Origin of the sequence: Brevibacillus sp. FIR094 (assembly GCF_050477165.1) — a bacterium.
Taxonomy (GTDB): Bacteria; Bacillota; Bacilli; order Brevibacillales; family Brevibacillaceae; genus Brevibacillus.
The window spans coordinates 64652-85691 of record NZ_JBEAES010000008.1 but is presented as its reverse complement, the minus strand read 5'-3'; the positions used below and the strand labels follow the sequence as shown (position 1 = coordinate 85691).

Sequence of the window (21040 nt, the reverse complement as noted above, 5' to 3'; positions counted from 1 at the left end):
CAAGTAACCAGGCAGCTTAAATGAACAGGAAGGGGGAACAGCGGTGTTTTCCCATCTCTATCCCAATTTTCATAAAGGGCGAATTCTCAAGCGAGAGATGCTTGAAAATCTGCGTGATTACCCGCGGCATTTTGTAGATTTACACTTTCAGGATTATACAGACGGCATTATTTCCGGGGTGGATGTATCGATAGGCGAAGGGCACCTCACTGTCGGCAGAGGAATCGTCAAGCATCAAGGACGGATTTACTTATTCGACCGCGAAGAGCGTGTCCCTTACGAGGCCACAGGTATGGAGACGGTGCTCAAGATTCGCTTTCACGAGGAGACTTCGCTGACCGACTATTACGTTTACGAGACGTCGTATGTTCTCGATCAGGAGATAGAGTCACGTCAGGATGAAAGGGAGCTGGGGCGCTTCAAGCTCAAGCAAGGGGCGAGGCTTCGCGGTGATTATCAAGATTTAGCCGATATGGCGACCGAATTCAATACGTGGAATATCGTGCATGTCGAACATGCCGGGAGAAACGAGCCAACACTTGCTCCTTTCATCCTGCGGTATTTTGGGAATGAAATGCTGAAAACGGTCACCAATCACCCGTATGATCTCGCTTTTGCCATGCAGTGCTTGAATGCGGACAGGGTAGAGCGGGGGCTCATTCTTCATTATATAGGCAACAGACTGGGGACTGGTTACCGCGAGTACACGAACCTGCAGATTCTCAAATACCTCGCACGCATATTGGATGACGCCAAGAGTGGCGGAAAGTCCTCAAAAACGGAGTGGAAATCAGGCGGGCGTCAGCGGGTTATTGTTGATTAACGAGAGGATGGTGAATGGAAATGGCGCGCATGGATGAAAGCATTATCGGCATGTTGAATGAGCTCTCCGGTGAGGATGCACAGCCAGCAGCAATACGTTTTGGTCCAAAGGGCAAAAACCGACTGGATGTGGTGAACAAATCATTGATTACAGTCGGTGAAGAGAGAATTCCCATGGAGGACAAGCGCGTCCTCGACGATCTCGTACAGATTAGACTCCCGAAGACATTTTCCATTATGAGTCCAGAAGTAGCAGCGCTGAAGTATCCATCGGAACGCAGGCCTTCCCTGATTTATACGAACGAAACGGCGTCGATTAACCTGGCTTTTACCTATACCGAGAGCAAGCTGACCGATTCTCCTGCACAGCTGAAGACCTTCATGGATGTCATGAAGCAGGTTTTGCGGAGAACTCAGCCGCTCGCTCGTTGGCAGGAGGAAGGAATACGTGAGATTGCGGGGACCAGCGTCGGGTTTTTCGAGTTTGTTGCGCCTGCATTGGATACGGACATTTACAACCTGATCAGCTTTGTCTCCCTACAGGGACGCGCTCTTCTCTGCACGTTCAATTGCACGGAGCAGGAGCTGTCGGACTGGAAGCCAGTAGGTTGGGGGATCATGGATTCCTTGTCGCTCGTATCCACCAATTCGAATGAAAATGGGAAGGGAGAAGGGAAAATATGAGTCTTCCTGTCATTGCCTACAACAATTTGCAAATCTCTCCTTATCAATTGACGCATCTGGTAGAACTGACGATTACAAAAAAGATTAATGAGCATGCCCGCCTGACATTTACGGGGATCGTACCAGAAGAATTGAAGGACAGCTATGTAGAAATGACAGAAGCACAGACCCCGATCGAAATCAGTCAAGTGGATAGCGACGGAAACGCCACACCGCTTTTTGCTGGGATAGTTCTGGAGATAGGCATCAAAGCCGTACGGGACGTTTATTATTTGTACGTCGAAGCTGTCTCGCCTACGTACAATCTCGACGTGAAGCGCAAGAGCCGTTCGTTTCAAAACAAGGCCATGACCTACGGTGCCCTTTTGAAAACAATCGCAGGAGAATACCCAGGCATGGACATTATGGACATGGCCTCCAATGGTGGGAAGCTGGGCTCCTTTACCATGCAGTATCAGGAGACGGATTGGCAGTTTCTGAAGCGACTTGCTTCGCGTTTTCAGACTGGACTGATGCCGGCATCCGTTTTTGAAAAGCCGAAGTTCAGCTTTGGTGTGCCAGAGGGTGCATCGAAAGGCAAGCTGGACGATTTTCACTATCGGGTGCGCAAAAATTTGAATGAATACCGCCATTCCTCGGAAAACGGGGTCAATGGCGTGGATGAAAATGACTACATCTTTTACGAAGTAGAGACGGATCGCGTGCTCGATTTGGGCAACGGTGTGGATTTCAAAGGGAAGAGCCTGTATGTGTATGAGGCCCATACCGAGATGAAGAAAGGCTTGCTCAAGCATAAGTATTTGCTTGCGTCCAAAAAAGGAATGAGCCAAAAGCCGCTCCACAATTCGCTCATTGTAGGGGCATCAGTACAGGGGAAAGTTATTGAGGTTTCCAAAGACAACGTCAAAATCCACCTCGATATCGATGAGAGCCAGAGCAAGAGTGAAGCGCATTGGTTCCCGTACTCTTCGGTTTATACGGCCGAAGGAAACAGCGGTTGGTATTGCATGCCGGAGCTCGATGACTACGTCCGCGTCTATTTTCCGAGCAACAAGGAAAGTGACGGGATTGCGATCAGCTCTGTCCGGAAAAATTCAGACGAGGGCGAAACGAACAAGCTCGGGAATCCCGATATCAAATACTTCCGTACGGCTAATGGAAAAGAACTGATGTTCAGCCCGTCGGAGGTATTGCTTAGCGCAAAGGACGGGGAAATCCTCATTCGCATGACCGACGCGGACGGCATCCAGATTTTTAGCAAAAAAAATATCAAGGTTGTCTCCGAAAAGGACATTTTGATGGACTCTGCCACGAAGGTGATTATCTCGGCGAAAGAGGAGATCAGTCTCACCTGCAAAGAGAGCAACATCAAGATGGACGGAAATACAAGCATCGTCGGGCAGGAGCTCAAAACCAATTGACACACATGGTTGCCACGCGGGTAACCGTGTGTTTGGTGTATGCAAAAACGGTGAGAAGAAGGGGGGATTGGCATGGAGAGAGAGGAAGCCTTGCAGCATTTCAAGGAGCACGAGGTGCCGAAGAGAACCATTGCCAGCCTGCATGCCTTGGATGCTTACTATCAGGCGAATAAAGAGAGGCTCGCAAAAGAATTTCTTCGTTCATTTGAAGCCATATGCCGACGTGTGGTTGATAAGCAGGAGCAAGGGACAAAGGGCAAACTGGCGCACTTGACCTATTCCATGCTGCGGACGGAGCTTCTTCTTGGAAGCAGTCATTATTTGCTGGAAGCTACGGACAGCAGTTGGTTTTTCGATCCGGTAGAGTGTCAAACCAGCTATGATGCGAGCTGGGCATTCCACTTTTTGGATCGGCTCGCAGACCAATGGAACGAGGCTGCCAGAGCGTATGCCGGACACGTAAGACTTCCCGATATCGAACGGATCAAGCTCGTGGAGGCAGAGAAGTTTCATCAATATGTCGTTCACCTGATCCGTTATGCCATGGTGCAGGCTGTTCAGCTGGAAGTCTTTCAACAGGTGGACAAAGAGCCAGAGCTGGAGGTGCGTGTCGGAGAATATCTGGATCAAAGCGAGATCGTGTACTGTCTGGACACTCGCCACAAAGATTCCGAGATGATCCGTGCCTGGCTGGAAGAAAAGCAAGAGCTGGAATACGGCTACAAGGTTTTGGCTGGCCTCGATCTGGGGCAAGGGCAATTCGATGGTCTTGATCTTCGTTATTCGGACCTCTCTGACAGTCAGCTAACGAAAGCGACCCTTCGCGAAAGTGTTTTGGTCGGGACGAGATGGCATCGTGCCCAGCTAAAAGCGGTTGATTTCGGAGACAGTCTCATTCATGGAGCGGATTTTACCGGAGCGAATCTGCTAGGCGCGAGCTTTCGTGAAGCATCCGGGCCAAGGGGTTTGTTGGAACCAGATGCGTGGGAGACGCCCGGCTTTGATGGCGTCTTGTTCGTCGGGGCGGACTTGACCGGGACTGATTTTACTGGAGCCGATCTGCGCGGAGCAGACTTTACAGATGCGATTTTGACCGGAGCGAATTTTAGCGGCGCGCTTCTGGAGAGAGCCGTTTTCTCGGAGGAGGCCAGGGAGTCCATTCTTTTAGATGAGCTTCAGGAGCGACATGTCATTTGGCGAGAGGGGAGTCGGGCATGAATTATTTCATCTTGTCACAGGACGAGCGAATCGCGAGTGCAGTAGAGCCTACGGGCGTTTTTGACGTCATCAGGCAGGAGTGGCTCACCACAGAATATCAGGAGGAGCTAGACGAGGCCGTCATCCAGTTCGACATCAAGCAAAAGAAAGAAAATGACTACCTGGATTTTCTCGACAGACCGATCCCGCTCTATTCCAACCGCTTAAAGACAATCATCCACAAGTTCGCACCGAAGCTGTTCGTCAAATCCGTCGTGCTGGTAGACAGGGAGCGGATTAAACAGAATTTGTACTGGCTGATGATCCTGCCTCGTGTGAACTGCCTGTCCGAGCAAAGCGAGTTTCACAGGGACGGCTCACTCAAAAGGCTGGTTCTCGATCCAGACAAGATTGGACGCCATACGATTTTTCAAATCGAAGGGATTCGCGAACCGTATATCATCATCGATTTGCGGCTGGCAGAGGCTTTGTTGCGCCGGGACTTTTTCGGTATCCGCTTGAAAAAAGCAGAGCAAGCAGGGAGGAGAATGAGTCATGCCCATGATTGAAGATGTCGATGTTGTACCGTCGTCGGCTCCGAAGAAAAGCTACGTCGTGGCAGGGGCAATTCTCACGTGCGACTACGGGAGCCAGAAGAACAAGCTGAAAACGCCGTTTAGTCATGGCGTGTACATTCGCAATCAGGCACAGATGAACGTGAATGACTATATGCCGCAAGTGAACATCATGCCGTTCGGCAAATGCAAATGCGAGAAAAATCCAACTGTTGCAGCTGCAACTGCTGCCAACAACGGCGTACTCAAGCCGATGCCATGCATTCCAGTAGTCACCATGCCCTGGATCGATGGCAAGGCAGATGTACTCGTGGAAAATCATCCCGCCCTGTTAAACACCAGCACGAACATGTGCATATATGGAGGCTGCATTCGCATCGAAGACGACGGACAGGAGCAATAGTGAGGGGGATTGTATGAATACGACAGAGAAGCTGGCTGGATATGAGAATATTCAGTTGGTCTCACCCTTTGAAATCCAAAGCCTGCAAGATGTCAGAATCGTGAAGAAAGTCAATGAGCACGCGAGACTGTTCGTCACCGGTATCATCCCGGAGGAAAAAAGCGACCGCTACATTGAGATGGCGACGAGTGAGGATACAGTCGCGCTGAATTTGGTGGAAAACGGTTCACTTACGAAGACATTATTCAAAGGACTCGTGGATTCCGTCAGTGTGAACTTTGTTCACGGCGTGTACCATTTGGAGCTCGAAGCGGTCTCGCACACGCAGCGAATGGACGGACAGCGCAAGATGCGCTCTTTTCAGCATAAACAAATGACGTATGCCAGTCTGCTGGATGAAATCACAAAGGACTATCCTGGCTCGGATTATTTGGACCATGCTTCGAACGGAGCGCCGCTTGGGACCATCGCCATCCAGTATCAGGAGACAGATTGGGAGTTTTTAAAGCGATTGGCCTCCCGTTTCGGCTCTATTCTCGTCTCCGAGGCTGTCGCGGATAAGCCAAAATTCTGGTTCGGCTTACCCGAGGGACGTACTGCCCAACTGACAGACGCGAGCTACACCATTAGCAAAAGGCTGTCGCCCTATATGGAAACGACAGAAAACGGCTACGCGGCAGGTATGTCGGAAAACGATTTTCTCACCTATGAAGTAGAAAGCGGACAGGTCCTCCAGCTCGGAGACCGCGTGAACTACCAAGGCAAAGAGCTGGTCGTCGCCGGGTCAACAACAAGGATCGACCATGCCCTTCTCATTCACACCTATCAACTCATGCCCGAAGCAGGCATCCGCCAAAACCCTATCCGTAACGACGACATATGCGGCGCTGCCCTGGAAGGCAAGATCATCGACATCCACAAGGACACCGTCAAAATCCACCTCGACATCGATCCGAAGCAGCCCAAGGCAAAGGCGAGCTGGTTCCCGTATGCCACGGTCTATTCAGCAGAGGGCAACAGCGGCTTTCACTGCATGCCGCAAATGGGTGACTCCGTCAAGCTGTACTTCTCCACACCAGATGAAGAAGGTGCCATGGCAGTCAGCTCCGTGCGAAAAGGCGGGGGCAGCACGGCGAAGACGGGCAATCCCGGCATCAAGTACTGGGGAACCAACTTTGGCAAAGAGCTGATGATGGGCGGCAAGGAGCTCGTTCTTACTGCCAAGGAGAGCAAGGAAGGAAATATTTTTATCAAGCTGCATGAAGAGGACGGCATTGAGATTCATAGCATGCATCCGATCGTATTTTCCTCGGAAAAGGATATGGAGATTACGTCAGATACGAAGGTTGAGATCAAGGCCAAGGAAGCGATCTACCTCATGTGCAGCACCAGCAGCATGATTTTGGACGGGGAAGTGGATCTGCAAGCGCCGAAGATTGAGATGGTCGGGCTGACGAAGGCGCCTGTGGTTGTGGAGGATTTGCCGCAGGAGGAGGAAGAAGAGGAAGAGGAGCAGCAGGAAGAGGAAGAGTCTGGCTGGGGTGGATTTCTGGATGGTGTACAGTTAGCGCTGGATGTTGTGGGACTCATTCCGGGTCTGGGAGAAATAGCGGACTTGGCGAATGCAGGAATCTCGCTAGCACGTGGAGACTATGCAGGAGCAGCGCTATCTTTGGCAGCGTGTATCCCTTTTGCGGGCTGGGCGGCAACCGGAGCCAAGCTGGGAGCCAAAGCGCATAAAGCACTAAAGGGAACGAAAGCGGGACAGAAAGTGCTTGAGGTAGCAGACTCAGCGGCGGATGTAGTGAAGACGGTAGCAAATGCCGTCGAAAGCACCGTAGGGAAGGTCTGGACGGCTGCCCGCAAAACACTAGACGAGATGGATGTGATGCAAGCCGTCCAGCGAATCAAGGAGCAGTTGTACGCTAGCGTCATGGCCGCAAAAGATGCTGTCATCAACAAGGCTACACAGATGAAAGAACAGCTCAAGCAAAAAGCTAGGAAGCTGCGGGATGATATGCAAGAAGGCTTGCAGAATGTAGCGGACAGTTTAGGCCCACAGTTACAGTTGGCGGAAGGGTTTCCAGTAAAATTCTCGAATAAAAAAGATGTGGTGGAGCTTGCCCCTACGGAGAACCAACTGAAGTGGCGCGAAACATATGGGGGACCGAATGGGCAGAAGCCGAATCAAAAGCCGCCGGAGAAGCCGCCTGAAATTGATGGATCGGGAAATGTTCCTAATAAAACATTTGTTGATAATCCATTTGATGAAACAGGAAAACTTAAACCGAACGTGCAGTATAAAGCAGGTGAACACAAATATGACTATGAAACTGATCATCTAGGAAGAATTGAAAGCTTTAAAACAGATGATCTAAAATTAACTGCAAGAGATGAACGATTACCACATGAGTCAAATACGCCAGGTAAGGAACCTGGTGACCATGCAGGGCATTTGGCAGGTGATAGGTTTGGTGGTTCACCAGATATCGATAACCTTGTATCCCAGTCAAGTAAGGTTAATCTCAGTACTTATAAGAAAATTGAAAATGAATGGGCAAGAGCTTTAAAAGAGAATCCGCCTAAACAAGTGTCTGTTGATGTAAAAGTAAATTATGAGGGAGATTCGCTTCGACCGTCCAGTTTTAATGTAAGTTACATAATAGATGGTGAGCTGAAAGTGTTTGATTTAGTAAATTAAAGGAGATTGGACTATGACAAAAGTGTTTGAAGATTATTTTTCAGAACTACAGGCAGATATGGTGTCCATTTGTCTTGAGTATGTAAATAATAAAGCTGATATGATATATATATATGCTTCGAATGAGTATGGACAATTTAGTACAGATGTATTTTATCAAATTAACAAGGCTATTGTTAAAAAACACAAGGTAAATGATGCAGTATTAGACACTAATAGTAATTCAAGACCTATCTACGATATATCAAAAGAGAGACAAGTAACTTTACTCAATATTCTTAATAAAAACTTACGTGAAATTAGTGATTTATGTAAGAAAAATAACAGGGAAATGCCCACAGAGATGAAATTGGTTTATAACGTATCTGAGAACAAATTAAAAGCTCAATACAGTTACGAGATAAAGTATACGAATGATCCTGAAAAATTACCTAGTCATATATTCAATGATTGGTTCGAAGAAATGGGTGGAAAATTATAAGGACAATGTACTAAAAAAGAACCGAACATTACAATAAAAAGCACGTACAATAAGTAACATAACTATCACATGATAAACTTTCGAAGGTTGATTCCATCTTTCAACAATAAGATGGAGTCGGCCTTTTTTCCATGCTCAAAATCAAATGAGCGAATGTGCGGGTACGGCAGTGCCTGCGGCCAAGCTGACGACGAAAGCAGTGAAGGCAACAAAAGCGATGACCAAGGCAACGAAAGCGGTCAAGGCAGCGGACAAAGCACTGGGTGTATCAAAAGCGGTCAAGGCGACTGCTAAAGCAGCAAGTGCGGTGAAAGGCAAGGTCGTCACTGCTGCGCGGAACATTCAGGAGAGTATGGACAAGCTTGCTGCTGTGCAGAAGCTGAAGAAGAGTATGCTTGGCAAGTTCATGCAGAAGCCCGTTGTGAAAGAAGTGATCAAGGAAGCCGGATCTGAGGCATTGGATTATGCGACGGATGGTGTTTTCTCAACCGTAACGGGAATTGCCGGGCGCCGTAAAAAAGTTCGTGTGACGAAGAAGAACACCAATAGACTGAAAAAGCGGAACATCAAAAAAGCGGAACATCAAAAAAGCGAAGCTGAAAAGTTGCCTTCGAGACCCTATCCATGCAGGCACCGGAGCGCAGTTTATTGTTCATCCAGCCCTCAAGCTGTATGGCGCGGAGATGTGGACGTTTGAGCTGCATTACAACTCCTTGCTTTTGCAAGAGGGAGCACTGGGCAAAGCATGGACACACAACTACGAAATGCGCCTGGAATTCCTGGATGAGACACGCGAAGAAATTACGGTTTGGTGGAATGCTGGCCGCGCCAATACCTTTACTCGTGTTCAGGACGGCTTATACCGGTCCAGCGATGCGGATGTCTTTTTTGACGAACTGCGGGAAAGACAAGACGGCTATACGCTGTGGGTCAAGGAAACGAGAGAGACGTACGATTTTGCCAGAAATGGACAAGCACTTCGTCATACGGTGTCTGCCGGAATGTCGCTGCTCTTCAGCTATGACCAGCATGGCAGGCTGAATCGCTTGACAGAAGAGCGGAGTCGTCGAGCGTTTTCACTGGAGTATGGGGCGGATGGTTTGGTGTCAGCATTGTCCGATGGGACTCGTTCCCTTCGCTTTTCGTATGATGCCGACCGCAGGATGACTCGCTACACCAATCCCAATGGTGTTGTCACTGACTTGTCCTATACAGGAAATGACCAATTGGAATCTCTGGCATCCGATGGCGTCATCGTCTACACGAATACGTTTGACGAAGAAGGACGCATCATCTGCCAGACAGACGCAGCAGGCATCCCAGGTTATATTCACTACGATACCGAGAGCCGCCCTGGCATGATGGTCACGACCTTCACAGATGGCAATGGGAATGTCGAGGTTATGGTTCATGACGACAATGGCCATTTGCTGGAGAAGACGGAGAAGGATGGAACGGTCACTAAATACTCCTATAATGAGTGGGGCCAAACCACTGCTGAGACAAACGGAGCGGGTGAGACAACCACTTATACGTATGACAATCGCGGGAATCTGATAAAAGAGACAGATCCTCTTGGCAATACAACGACGTATACGTACAACGAAAAAGACCTCATGACAACAGAAGAAGACGCGGAAGGCGGAGTCACGACTTTCGCCTATGATGAACACGAGCGGCTGGTCAGCATGACAAGACCAGACGGCTGCACCTCTTCCATCGGGTATAACGAACACGGGCAAAGAAGCACTTATATTGATTTTACAGGAGCAAAAACCACTTATCACTACGATGGACAGGGAATGCTTGTTTCCGCTCAAGACCCAGAAGGCCGCATCTTCCGCGTCGGCTTCGACCCTACAGGCAGGATGACAACCTTTACAGATGCTTTTGGGGGTTCGCTACGTCAGGTATTCGATGCCAATGATAATCTTGTCGGTGTCACAGATCCTCTCGGAAGGATACATTCCTTCACCTACGATACACAGGATTGCCGAGTAGAGGAGACAACGCCTACCGGAGCATCGACGAAGATCGGCTACACGATTACGGAAAAAGTAGAATCCATTACGAATGCCTATGGTGAAGCCACTCGTTATGAGTATGACAAGGAATGGCAGATCGTTGGGGTAGTAGACACAACCGGGGCGAAGACCAGTCTCGAACGCGATGCCATGGGCAGAGTGACGTCTGTCACCGATCCGTTGGGGAACACTCAGCGCTATGAATACGATGCGGCGGGGCGTTTACTGGCTGTCTATGATGCAACCGGACAGAAGGTGAGCGGACTCACCTATGATGGCGCAGGCAATATTCTTGCCCATATTGACGGACTCGGACGAACAACCCAATACCAATTCAACAAGCTCCATCAAGTCATTGCCACAACAAATGCGGCTGGACAAAAAAACAAATTCTCCTACGATGCAGCCGCACGACTGACAGAGGTATTGGAAAATGAAGCAGCCGTCTACAAGCAGCAATACGACGCAGAAGGCCGTCTAACGAGCTATACGGATGCCAATGGCAATGCCACCATGCTCTCCTATGATGCCAGTGGTTTACTTTTAGCTGAACGCAATGCTACCGGAGAAGGAACGACCTACCGCTATGACAAGCGCGGATGGCTGACCGACAAGACCAATGCGCGCGGACAAGAAACGCACTACCGCTTCGATGCAGCCGGACAGCTCATTGAGCAGCAGGACGAAGCGGGGACTGTCCGTAGGACTTTCGACGCCGAGGGTCGAGTCGTGAGTGTCAAGGAGGACGGTAAAGACACCAAGCGCCGTACTTACGATCTTTTGGGACGAATCGTCTCCAGCACAGATCAGTATGGATATACGCTACAGTACACCTACGATGCGGGAGGCAGACTGGCAACGCTCGTCTATCCAGATGGCAAGACGGTTGGCTATACCTATGATCTCGCAGGTCAATTGACCGCTGTCACAGACTGGGCAGGTCGTGTCACAAGGTACACCTACGATGAAAATTACCACCTCATCCGCACAGAGCGACCGAACGGCACGGTAGAGCAGCGTCACTATGAAGCAGCCGGACAGCTTCTGCGTCTTTGGGATCAGAATGCACAAGGCGTCATGCTCCAGCAATATCGGTTTGTGTACAACGAGCTCGGGCAGATCATGCAAGAGGAAGAAAAGCAGTACACCTATGATGCCCTGCGGCGCCTGACGAGCGGAGCCATGGCAGGACGCAAGATTCTCTATACGTATGACCAGGGCGGGAATATTACCGCGATCGGGGACTCAGGTTCGAGTCTTGCTACGGCGATGACGTACGCCAAGGACAACCGACTGGACACGGTAGATGGTCAAACCGTTCAGTATGACGAGGACGGCAATCTGCTACTGCTACCGGGCAAGCAACAGCCAGATGCATATGTGTACGATGCCCGCAATCGTCTCGTTCGCGCTGGACAAGCGCGCTACACCTATGATGCTGAATACGTGCGCACCTCCATGACATGGAACGGTAAGACCTGACTCAGGTTCTTATGGAACTGGAGGAAAATGGAGCAGCCAAAGCGTATTATGTATATGGACTAGGTCTCATTGGTCGTGAGGATGTCCAAGGCGATTATTTGTCCTATCACGTGGATACGCGCGGAAGCACGACCCTGTTGACGGACGAGCATGGTCGGGTCACTGACCGTTATACCTACGGATTGTATGGTGAACTAGAGGCACACGAAGGCAGGACGAAACAGCCGTTTTGTTATAACGGCCGCGATGGAGTCATGACCGATCCGAATGGGTTGTATTACATGCGGGCCCGGTATTACCATCCGGGGTTGAAGCGGTTCCTGAACCGAGACGTGCTCCAAGGGGATATGACGGACGGGCAGACGTTTAACCGGTTTGCTTATGTGAATGGGGATCCGATTGGGTTCATTGATCCGTTGGGATTGATGAAGTGTAAGGCTTGGAAAGATAAAATTGTACTCCCGAGCAAACCACATACGAATAAAACACCTGGCCACTGGTTTGCGAGTATGCGGAAAGCTGTTCAAGAAGCCAAGAAAGATGATACAGTTAAAGTTTATTTGAACAAAGGTCTCCAGAATGAAGTAGCTAGTGCTAGACCGAGAAGGCCTGATGTTATGGTAGTTAAATCTAATGGTAAAATTAATCAGTATGAAGTTCCGAGTACGACAGATGATCCAGCCAAACTGGTAGAACGAATGATTGATAACCAGAAAGAACTTGGCAGTAGGGCTGGGAGTATACAATTACTGCCGATTAAAAAGTAAAAAAGAGGTGGAAGATTTGAGCGGTAGATTAATGACATCAATTGTTTTATATGGCTTAATCCAGGCCAAGGAACAGGAGATATGGGAATGGTATCAATATTTTTTGAAATTTAATGAGGAGCTAGGATACCCTTCAACACATCTAGGTATCATTGGGGATAGTTTTAAATCAGGAAAGTTAACCACTATCAAACGAACAGAGGTAAAGTTAAGTAAAGCATTAGAGAATGGAGAGAATATAAAGACGATATCTATTTACTCCCTACCTGAAGAATTTACTCAGGCAGCATTTGATTATCATACTTTTATTTGTATGAATCAAAGCTTCAATCATCCATTTGTAATTGTTTCAGTACCAAGCGCAGATTTTATCAACATAAATATGCAAGAACTTATTGCCGATTTACAGAGATTTATCATTTGTACAGAAGGGAAAGTATTTGAGTTATCGGCACATGAAAGCCCTTTGATATATGCGTCTAAGGTAAATGATGATTCAGATTTCAGTAGTTTAAAAATAATAGATAAGTTTACATTCTAGTATGTCCTAACCTTGATTGACTTTAAGTCTTTCAAGGTTTTTTTACCCTCACTTTTAAGTGTGCACGAGGGTAAGACAAGCAGTTATAAGGGATGGAGTTATAGCCAATCCGAATGGGCTCATTGATCCGTTGGGGTTGATGAAGTCACCTGAATAATTGACCGAATGTATCATTAATGTAAATTGCAGGAGGATGAAACTAAAATGACAAAGAAATTAAGTAGAGAAGAGATTATTGATACGATTGATAAAATACTATTAGCAGAGGGGACAGACGAGGAGGAAGATCTCTGGCTAGAGCAACTAAGCATCAGTGTACCTTACTATCAAGAGATTTATAGAATTATTGCTACTAGTATCGAAGATTTAACTGCAGAAGAAATTCTTGATAAAGCTAAGGCGAATCATAAGCCTATTATTTTATAGTACACTTCACCATAATGGGGTGGCAGTGTCATTACAAAGAGGCTGTCCCAAAAGTGAACTGTAAAACTTCAAATAAACAGTATAAAAAGTAAAATTCGATTAAGCGGTTTTAGTCCTCGACTTCAATGGGACTGGGGCCGCTTAATTCTGCTTGGATTCGTTGGTTATTGTACAAACGACTTTGCTTCTTATCACAAAGTAAAGAAAACAAGAATGTGAAACGTGAATGAACCGTTTGCAGATATTACATTGCAGTTAGGGCAATCTGTTCGCGATGTGGTATACCATGGATTTAAATCAAAGAAAGGCTGATTTGCTTTGTTCTTACTCATCAGCCTTTTTCTAATCGGAGGAATATTTTATATGAATAACCTACCAATATTTAAGTATCAACCAAATGCGTACGATATTGGAATATTCAAAAAGGAAAATGTTTGCCCATGGTGCATTTATGAAGGAACAGCTACTAAGCAATATAATGGTGTTTTACAGGCGGCAGTAGAATATAAGAATAAATTGTTGTCTGTAACTTATGATGACGAATCCAATCAGTATATGTATTTTATGGGATACGATGAAGTTGAACAGTTTAAAGATGATAAACTAGAGGAATTACTCTTTCGTACCCCTGGTTACATTTCATGGCAGGAACCACAATGGCTAAGCCACTGCGATGAATTTTGTGCTTTTATTGGATACGTGAATACAAGTGAGCTATCAGCAATGAAGATTGATTTACGAGATGAAGAATTATTAACACTAAAGAGAAATTATGGCATTGAAACTTTGGATCAAGTAAGTGATGATTCAGGAATCTATTTGTTTCAGTGTCTGAAATGCGGACAACATAGAGTTCACATTGATCACACATAATTTGTGGAAAAAATGATGTTACTAGCTATATAGAGTTGTTTGTAGTATGTAGTACTCGAAGAAAATTAATTATCAATGGCTTATTCCAACTTATTAACTGAGTTGGAGTGAGCTTTTTTCATGTTCCAGCTATAAGTTTGTATACAACTGATAGGGATAGTTGATAGAGGAAGTGAGACACCTATCATGCAGAATAGCGGGCACTTCACCAATTTGGAATGGTAAGATGACACTTATGCAATAGAGCTCGGGAGTGAATTTGGTTCAATAGTATGCGGTTATGAACCTGAATTTGAAGAACTTGAACAAATTGCATCTTCGTTTGATCAGTATTTAGATAAAATCATGAAGAATAGCTTAAACTTTTAATCATTTCAATTACAGTTCAGTTAGAATCCCAAATGATAGGAGGAATATCTTTGGAGTTCGCAGAGATCATTACAAAATTCCATCGTAATTTCGCAAGAGACGGAATGCCCCCAGAAGATATCGACAAAGCCTTCCAACAAGCTACTACCGCTCAACTGCATTCCTTACTAGAATGGGAAGATTTGAAAACATATACTGTACCTGATTCGGTTGTTGGTTTTTATGAGACGTATAATCCTCACTATCTGCCTACATTAAGTGGTGGAATAAGGTTATCAGATTTAGAATCCATAAAGGTAGAGAACTCATCTGCTGTACCAAGTATGTACCTGCTAAAATTCGGGCTACTCACAATCGCTACAACAATAGGTGGTCATGCTATTTGTCTCGATTTGAATAGCACCAATGATAGCCAAATACGTGTATTCATCGCAGATCAAGCGTTTTGCTCCTATAACCATGATCTGAAAGTCGGAGAATGTGTCCTTGTTCCAGGTGATATCGCTGAAAACTATGCGGATGACGATCCTATTCTTTTGTCTTATTCACTCATCAAGCAATGCCTGCCAGAGATAGCACCATCTTTTCGAGAATTTTTAGAAAGACTGTCCAATGAAGGTTTTGAGACTATCGAAGAAGACTTTTTAGCATGACCGAAATTATGAATAAATAGGAAACTTGTTACACCAAGAACGGTTATATCGAGTAGCTTTTAATGAGTGACAATCCAGATCGACCCAGGCAATTCCTGGGCTTTTTGTGTTGTTCCCAAATCCCACACTTTCCCCTTACTTTTCACGAGGTTATCCCGAACATTATCAATGCTCGTACGGTACGATTTGCTTGTAAGAAAGAAACCATATGAGACAGGGAGTGTTCACACATGAAAAAAATGCTTTCCGTATCTGTCATCGCAGCGAGCTTGTTGGCAACGAGTGCGGTAGGAGCTTTTGCAGCTGAAAAAGAAGGGAAAGAAGCAGGGTGGAAGAGCCTGCCTGAAGTTCAAGCGCTACAAGCATTGCAAGTGGAGCAAAAAGCTTTGCAAGATAAACTGAAAGCACAATCGGAAATTAATAAACAAGCGTGGGATGTTCACTGGGGAGATGTGACCAGAGAAGTGCGCGAACAGGTAAAAAGTGCACTGGAAGAAACGAAGCCACTGCGCGAAGCAAACAAAGCGTTGTCTGTAGAACTGAAAGAAGCGAAGAAAGCAAAGGATAAAGAAAAGGTAGCGAGCATCAAGGCTGAAATCGCCGCGAACCATACGGCTATCGAAGAAAAACTCGCTCATGTCCAAACTGAATTAGCGCAGGTAAAAGAGAAAAAAGCATCTTTCAAAGAGATGAACCAAGAGCTGAAGCAAATCCGCACAGAAAAGAAAGCGAACAAAGAGCAAGCAAAAGAACTGAAAACAAATGAGAAAAACACAGTGAAAGAAGCAAAAGAAGTATTCAAGTCCGGCGACAAGGAACAAGCAGTTGCATCCTTGCAAGAGGCTGCTGATCTGTTGAAAGAACTGATCGAGGTTCAAACCGAGATTTTGGAGCAAAAGCAAGCGATTTCCGAGATTATTCAATAAAGAACGTCTACGAGAATAGTGACAGCCCGAATCCTGTTATTGACTAGACAGATGTTCTTCCTCACATAAGAGACAGAGAGCCCGTTGCACGCCAGCGGGCTTTTTTCTTTATGGCATCTGGCTTTTTTGTCTCAAAATCATTATCATTCGGGACTAACGACCCATTCATAAAATCCCAGAAAATACCGATTGTAAGATTGTGTGTAAAATAATGGTCTTATTTGGAAGGGTGAATCTATTTCCCTAGAAGTATCGGAGGAGGGGGTTCATCTGGCAGGGAGGGGATACCATGAGCAATCGAACACTCACTTACGGAGATATAAAAGTTTCGCCCTATGAGTTTACTCATTTGCAAACGGTGAAAGTCGTGAAAAAGATGAACGAGCATGTGCGACTAACGCTCACGGGGATCATTTCTGAAGAGCGAAAAGATAGCTACGTGAACCAGACAAATGCGCAAACACTGATCAGCGTGGCACTGGCGGATGAATCGGGCAAGCCGAAAACATGGTTTCAGGGTATCGTCTTGCGAGTCCATGTTAAAGCGGTTCGCGGTATTTATTACTTGTCGCTGGAGGCAATTTCTCATACCTATTTATTGGATGTCAAAACGAGAAAGCGTTCGTTTCAAAACCCGGCGATGACGTATGCGGGGCTCGTGAAAACGGTGCTGTCCGGGTACGGAAAAGCTGATTTTATTGACTCTGTTACAAATGGCAAGGCTTTGAATACGTTTGTCATGCAGTATGAAGAAACCGATTGGCAGTTCCTGAAGAGGATGGCGTCGCGCTTTTATACAGGCTTGATCCCGACAACGGCTTTTGACATTCCCAAGTTTTATTTCGGTTTGCCAAAAGGTCAAGATAAAGGAAAGCTTGCGGTAAGTCATTATACGGTGCATAAGCGTGTTGGAGATTATCAGAGTGATGCGGAGAACAAGGTTCCGGGGATCGATGACCAGGACTATACCGTGTATGAAGTACAGAGCGAACGAGTGCTGGAGGTCGGCAATGAGGTGAACTTCAAATCCAGACCACTTGTGGTCGGAGAAGCGGTCACAGAGATGAAGGAAGGCATTGTCACGCACACGTACAAGCTTTATCCACGCCTAGGTCTGGCGCGTAAGAAGCAGTATAACCATGCCATCATCGGGGCGTCCATCCAGGGCCGGGTGCTGCAAGTCCAGAAGGACAATGTGCGGGCCAAGCTGGACATGGATGATCAGCAGGATCAGAGCACGGCATATTGGTTCCCTTACTCCACTATTTATGCCTCCGAGGATCAAACTGGATGGTATGTCATGCCAGAGCTGAACGACCAAATTCGGATTTATTTCCCGAGCAAAAAGGAAGAGGAAGGTATCGCGATCAGCTCTGTTCTCAAGGAAATCCCAGACGACGACAAGCCAGCTCCCAAACAGAAATCCTCACCGAAAAGCAATGCAGGTGGAGGTGGAGGTGGCGGTGGAGGTGGCGGTGGCGGGGGAGGCCGGATGAAGGACCCTGCGGTAAAGACGTTTCGTACTAAGTATGGCAAGGAAATCGTGCTGGCTCCTGACAAAATCGTGATCACGACAGGAGATATGTCGATCACGATCAGTGATACGAGTGGAATCGATATCCAGAGTAGCCAGAACGTGAACATTACAGCCGGTAAGGACATTAACCTGTCAGCTGCTTCTCTTCATATTAGTGCGGATAAAGTAGAACTGAGTGGAAAAGGAAATACGATCAAACTGGAAGAAAAGATCGAGATGAAAGGTTCGGAAATCAAGATGAACTAGAGGGGGCATTTACACCGATGAAGAAAGAGGAAGCGCTCCAGCATCTGCACGATAACACCTTCCGTCCAGCGTTGGCTGAAAGTGTAGCGGCACTCGAGCGCTATTTCCAGCAAAACAAGGATCAGCTCGTCCGGGAGTTCGTGGAGTCTTTTCGGCAAATGCTCCAGCATATTGATTTCATGCAGAACAACCAGGAGCTTCCCCCTGTCGGTTTTATTCACTACTCGTTGCTTCGGACAACGGTATTGCATGGCACACACACATTTTTGATAGAGGCTTATACGGATCAATGGTACTGGGAGCCAGTGGAATGCTATGCAGGGTACGATGCAGCGTGGGCTTTGCAAGAGATGTCCACGCTCATTTCGCTACTGGACGAACGCCGAAAAATGTACATGGGGATCATACATGCTGCTGATGTGGAGTATATGGTCCTAAAGGAAATGGAGCTTTTCTGTCAGTTTGTCACAGCGCTTTCCCGAGTAGCGATTCCGGAAGTCATCAAGCTGCCTGAGTATCAACAGATTAAGAAAGCAGATCGTCTGTATATACGAGTGGGCGAATTCAAAGACATCAGCGAAGTAGTGTACGTAGAAGAGCGAATCAAGCGGGAGGAGAAAGAGAGCAGAAGCCTGCTTGGGCAACCAAAAGGAACATTTTGCACCCATGAAACATTCGCCCACATGGATTTGCCGCGAAGCAATGTGGATGCACTGGATTTGCGCTATTGCGATTTTAGTGACAGTAATTTTACGGACAGTCAGTTCCGTGAGTGTGTCCTATTCGGAACAAGGTGGGTAAAGAGCAAGCTTCAACGCACCGATTTCAGCCATTCGCTTCTTTGTGATGCCGATTTTCGTCATGCTGACTTGAGCGGAGCCATCTTCTCTTATGCCGAGGGACAAGGAGTTAATGCGGACGAGCTGCATCGTGTACCGGGCTTACTCGGTGTCCAATTTGCATATGCTGATTTGGAAGGAGCGGATTTTCGCCATTCTCGTCTGTATCATGCGAATTTTCAAGGAGCGAATATGCGGAATGCCGTTTTTTTCGAGAAGGACCGGGAGCGCTTTGTATTGAGTGAAGCACAGATACAGCAGATTGAGTGGAAAACGGAATAAAGGAGGCGGGATGACATGCGTGATTATTATTTGCTAGCAGATGACGGTCGAATAGCTCAAAGGGTCGTACCATCGGGTCTGGGGCTGCAAAAGGAAAACACCTTCGAGTTACTCTCGCCGATATCCGTTCTTAAGGTCAACATGGATGGGGCCCATGTCTGCACAGATTGGTTGGAAAAGCCACTGCCGATGATTTCGGAGCGGATGAAAACCATTACTGCCAAATACAATCCGAGTATTCAATGGAAGCGTGTCGATTTGATCGACAGCGAAACCAATCTGCGAAACGTCTATTGGGCCATGCAAGTACCTGCTGTAGATTGCCTTTCTATGGAGACCGCATTTTATTTGAATGGAACGGTAAAGAGGCTTGTATTAGATACCGATAAGATAAAGGCACATCATTTCTTTAAAGTACAAGGGATTTTGGAGCCGTATATCGTGGTGAGTCTGGATGCTGCGGAAAGCTTCCTTCGCAGAAGCTTGAACGGATTTGTTTTGCAAAAAGTGGAGCAGGCAATGCGGAGGGAGCCATGACGATTTACTGGGATGAAAAGATTTTGGACGTATGGAACAGCATACAGACACGGCGTCAATTAGCTGAAATGGAGGAACAGCAGGTGCAATTGACGCTTGCGGAGTGTCTGGATGGCGTGCAAAAAGGCTACCTGGAGTATGAAGGACGCAGATTCGAATTCGAGGAGAAGGTCCTCTTTGACGGGCAGCTTGGCATTCAGTTGCCTCGTTCGATGCAGCTCATACCGAGGGGGCGTGGGTCAAATAGCGGGGCGAATCATCAGCACGAGCAGATTTCCTATAAAGAGGAAGAGAGCGCAGTCATGCTCGGCATGAATCATATGGCACATCTGTTGCCGATGAGCGGCGTGGAACCGTTTGTGCAAGCGATGACAGCACAAGTCAAAAAGGCGCAGGCTGGCTTGCAGGTCGTACATAATGAGCTGATCGAGCTGGATGGATGCAGGGTTGCCTTCAGTGAATTCATCATTCCACTCGAGGATAAAACCTACTATCAAATCTTGTTCTCGACATCAGTGAACGGACGGGCACTACTCGGGAGCTTTCATTTTGAATCCGAAGAAGTGCTCGTATGGCAGCCTCTGGCCCATGCGTTGATTCGCACGCTACGGGTTGAACAAAATGTGAACATGACATAACAAGGAGGTTTCCAATTGGAACAGCAGGAACATCAACAGCAACTGCAAGTGAACGTGCCTGAAAATGAACAGGTCATGTCGGTCAAGGAATGGTTGATTACTTTTTTAATTATGATGGTGCCCGTGGTCAATCTCGTGATGTATTTTGTTTGGGCATTTGGCAGTGAAGGCAATCTAAACAGAAAGAACTGGGCAAAAGCGAACTTGCTGATCATAGGTGTTTGCATCGGGTTGTACGTAAGTGTCTTCTTTTTAATGCTGATGCTGGCATTCATTGGCGCAGCGGTTGAACAATAGCGAGAACGGTGGATTGGCAAAGAACGTGGAGGGTGTAGAATGGATCACCAAACGTATGTAGAAGGAAGCGTAGCGGAAAACAAAAAGGTCATGACAATGAAAGATTGGATAATCGTCTCGTTGTTCATGATGATTCCGATCGCGAATATTGTATTGTTATTTATCTGGGCTTTTGGTTCAGATGGGAATCTGAATCGTAAAAACTGGGCAAAAGCTAGCTTGTTGTTAATGGCTATTCTTATGGGTTTATATTTCGTCGTTGGTACAATAATCGCATTTATAACGTTTATTTTACTTGCCGTGGAAGGGTAATCAGGTC

General features: G+C 46.8%; 22 protein-coding genes. All 22 read left to right on the top strand.

Annotated elements, in window-relative coordinates; all coding sequences use genetic code 11:
• Nucleotides 1-43 precede the first annotated feature (43 nt).
• The 22 genes from ACQ5DJ_RS08675 (at nt 44) to ACQ5DJ_RS08570 (ending at nt 21033) form a co-directional block, all read left to right on the top strand.
• Complete coding sequence (locus ACQ5DJ_RS08675; protein ID WP_429842090.1) at nt 44-823, top strand: DNA and RNA helicase; 780 nt, start codon at nt 44-46, stop codon at nt 821-823.
• A gap of 14 nt (nt 824-837) precedes the next feature.
• Nucleotides 838-1506, top strand: a complete 669-nt coding sequence (locus ACQ5DJ_RS08670; protein ID WP_429842089.1) for a hypothetical protein — start codon at nt 838-840, stop codon at nt 1504-1506.
• Nucleotides 1503-2927, top strand: a complete 1425-nt coding sequence (locus ACQ5DJ_RS08665) for a contractile injection system protein, VgrG/Pvc8 family (RefSeq protein ID WP_429842088.1) — start codon at nt 1503-1505, stop codon at nt 2925-2927. Before ACQ5DJ_RS08670 ends, ACQ5DJ_RS08665 begins: the two co-directional genes overlap by 4 nt.
• A 72-nt stretch (nt 2928-2999) precedes the next feature.
• Entirely contained in the window at nt 3000-4145 is a 1146-nt protein-coding gene (locus ACQ5DJ_RS08660) for a pentapeptide repeat-containing protein (protein WP_429842087.1), read from the top strand.
• Nucleotides 4142-4693 (top strand): imm11 family protein, encoded by a 552-nt coding sequence (locus tag ACQ5DJ_RS08655; protein WP_429842086.1) that lies wholly within the window; start codon nt 4142-4144, stop codon nt 4691-4693. Before ACQ5DJ_RS08660 ends, ACQ5DJ_RS08655 begins: the two co-directional genes overlap by 4 nt.
• Nucleotides 4680-5102 carry a DUF4280 domain-containing protein gene (locus tag ACQ5DJ_RS08650; protein WP_015892706.1) on the top strand — a complete coding sequence of 141 codons (423 nt, stop codon included), beginning with the start codon at nt 4680-4682 and terminating at the stop codon, nt 5100-5102. Before ACQ5DJ_RS08655 ends, ACQ5DJ_RS08650 begins: the two co-directional genes overlap by 14 nt.
• Before the next feature lie 13 nt (nt 5103-5115).
• The gene (locus tag ACQ5DJ_RS08645; protein ID WP_429842085.1) at nt 5116-7803 is read left to right on the top strand and encodes a DNA/RNA non-specific endonuclease; all 2688 of its coding nucleotides are present in this window, start codon (nt 5116-5118) and stop codon (nt 7801-7803) included.
• Between the two features lie 13 nt (nt 7804-7816).
• On the top strand, nt 7817-8284 hold the full coding sequence (locus ACQ5DJ_RS08640; protein WP_429842084.1) for a DUF600 domain-containing protein: 468 nt from the start codon (nt 7817-7819) through the stop codon (nt 8282-8284).
• 145 nt (nt 8285-8429) lie between these two features.
• Nucleotides 8430-8981, top strand: coding sequence for a hypothetical protein (locus ACQ5DJ_RS08635; RefSeq protein WP_429842083.1), 552 nt, complete (start codon nt 8430-8432; stop codon nt 8979-8981).
• Nucleotides 8866-11790 (top strand): DUF6531 domain-containing protein, encoded by a 2925-nt coding sequence (locus ACQ5DJ_RS08630; protein ID WP_429842204.1) that lies wholly within the window; start codon nt 8866-8868, stop codon nt 11788-11790. Before ACQ5DJ_RS08635 ends, ACQ5DJ_RS08630 begins: the two co-directional genes overlap by 116 nt.
• An 11-nt stretch (nt 11791-11801) precedes the next feature.
• Nucleotides 11802-12557: an RHS repeat domain-containing protein gene (locus tag ACQ5DJ_RS08625; RefSeq protein ID WP_429842082.1), complete on the top strand. Its 756-nt coding sequence runs from the start codon at nt 11802-11804 to the stop codon at nt 12555-12557.
• Between the two features lie 16 nt (nt 12558-12573).
• On the top strand, nt 12574-13098 hold the full coding sequence (locus ACQ5DJ_RS08620; RefSeq protein WP_429842081.1) for a hypothetical protein: 525 nt from the start codon (nt 12574-12576) through the stop codon (nt 13096-13098).
• Nucleotides 13099-13302: 204 nt separating this feature from the next.
• Nucleotides 13303-13524 (top strand): hypothetical protein, encoded by a 222-nt coding sequence (locus ACQ5DJ_RS08615; protein ID WP_429842080.1) that lies wholly within the window; start codon nt 13303-13305, stop codon nt 13522-13524.
• Between the two features lie 363 nt (nt 13525-13887).
• A complete protein-coding gene (locus tag ACQ5DJ_RS08610) occupies nt 13888-14397 on the top strand; it encodes a CbrC family protein (protein ID WP_429842079.1) in 510 nt (169 codons plus the stop codon).
• Between the two features lie 419 nt (nt 14398-14816).
• A complete protein-coding gene (locus tag ACQ5DJ_RS08605) occupies nt 14817-15419 on the top strand; it encodes a hypothetical protein (protein WP_429842078.1) in 603 nt (200 codons plus the stop codon).
• Nucleotides 15420-15649: 230 nt separating this feature from the next.
• On the top strand, nt 15650-16345 hold the full coding sequence (locus ACQ5DJ_RS08600) for a hypothetical protein (RefSeq protein ID WP_429842077.1): 696 nt from the start codon (nt 15650-15652) through the stop codon (nt 16343-16345).
• A gap of 289 nt (nt 16346-16634) precedes the next feature.
• Complete coding sequence (locus ACQ5DJ_RS08595; protein WP_429842076.1) at nt 16635-18128, top strand: contractile injection system protein, VgrG/Pvc8 family; 1494 nt, start codon at nt 16635-16637, stop codon at nt 18126-18128.
• A gap of 17 nt (nt 18129-18145) precedes the next feature.
• Entirely contained in the window at nt 18146-19249 is a 1104-nt protein-coding gene (locus ACQ5DJ_RS08590) for a pentapeptide repeat-containing protein (RefSeq protein WP_429842075.1), read from the top strand.
• A 15-nt stretch (nt 19250-19264) separates the two neighbouring features.
• Nucleotides 19265-19786: an imm11 family protein gene (locus ACQ5DJ_RS08585; protein WP_429842074.1), complete on the top strand. Its 522-nt coding sequence runs from the start codon at nt 19265-19267 to the stop codon at nt 19784-19786.
• Nucleotides 19783-20424: a hypothetical protein gene (locus ACQ5DJ_RS08580; protein ID WP_429842073.1), complete on the top strand. Its 642-nt coding sequence runs from the start codon at nt 19783-19785 to the stop codon at nt 20422-20424. The genes ACQ5DJ_RS08585 and ACQ5DJ_RS08580 overlap by 4 nt, the downstream gene beginning before the upstream one ends.
• Before the next feature lie 15 nt (nt 20425-20439).
• Nucleotides 20440-20721 (top strand): hypothetical protein, encoded by a 282-nt coding sequence (locus ACQ5DJ_RS08575; RefSeq protein ID WP_429842072.1) that lies wholly within the window; start codon nt 20440-20442, stop codon nt 20719-20721.
• Between the two features lie 39 nt (nt 20722-20760).
• Entirely contained in the window at nt 20761-21033 is a 273-nt protein-coding gene (locus tag ACQ5DJ_RS08570; protein ID WP_429842071.1) for a hypothetical protein, read from the top strand.
• Nucleotides 21034-21040: the final 7 nt, after the last annotated feature.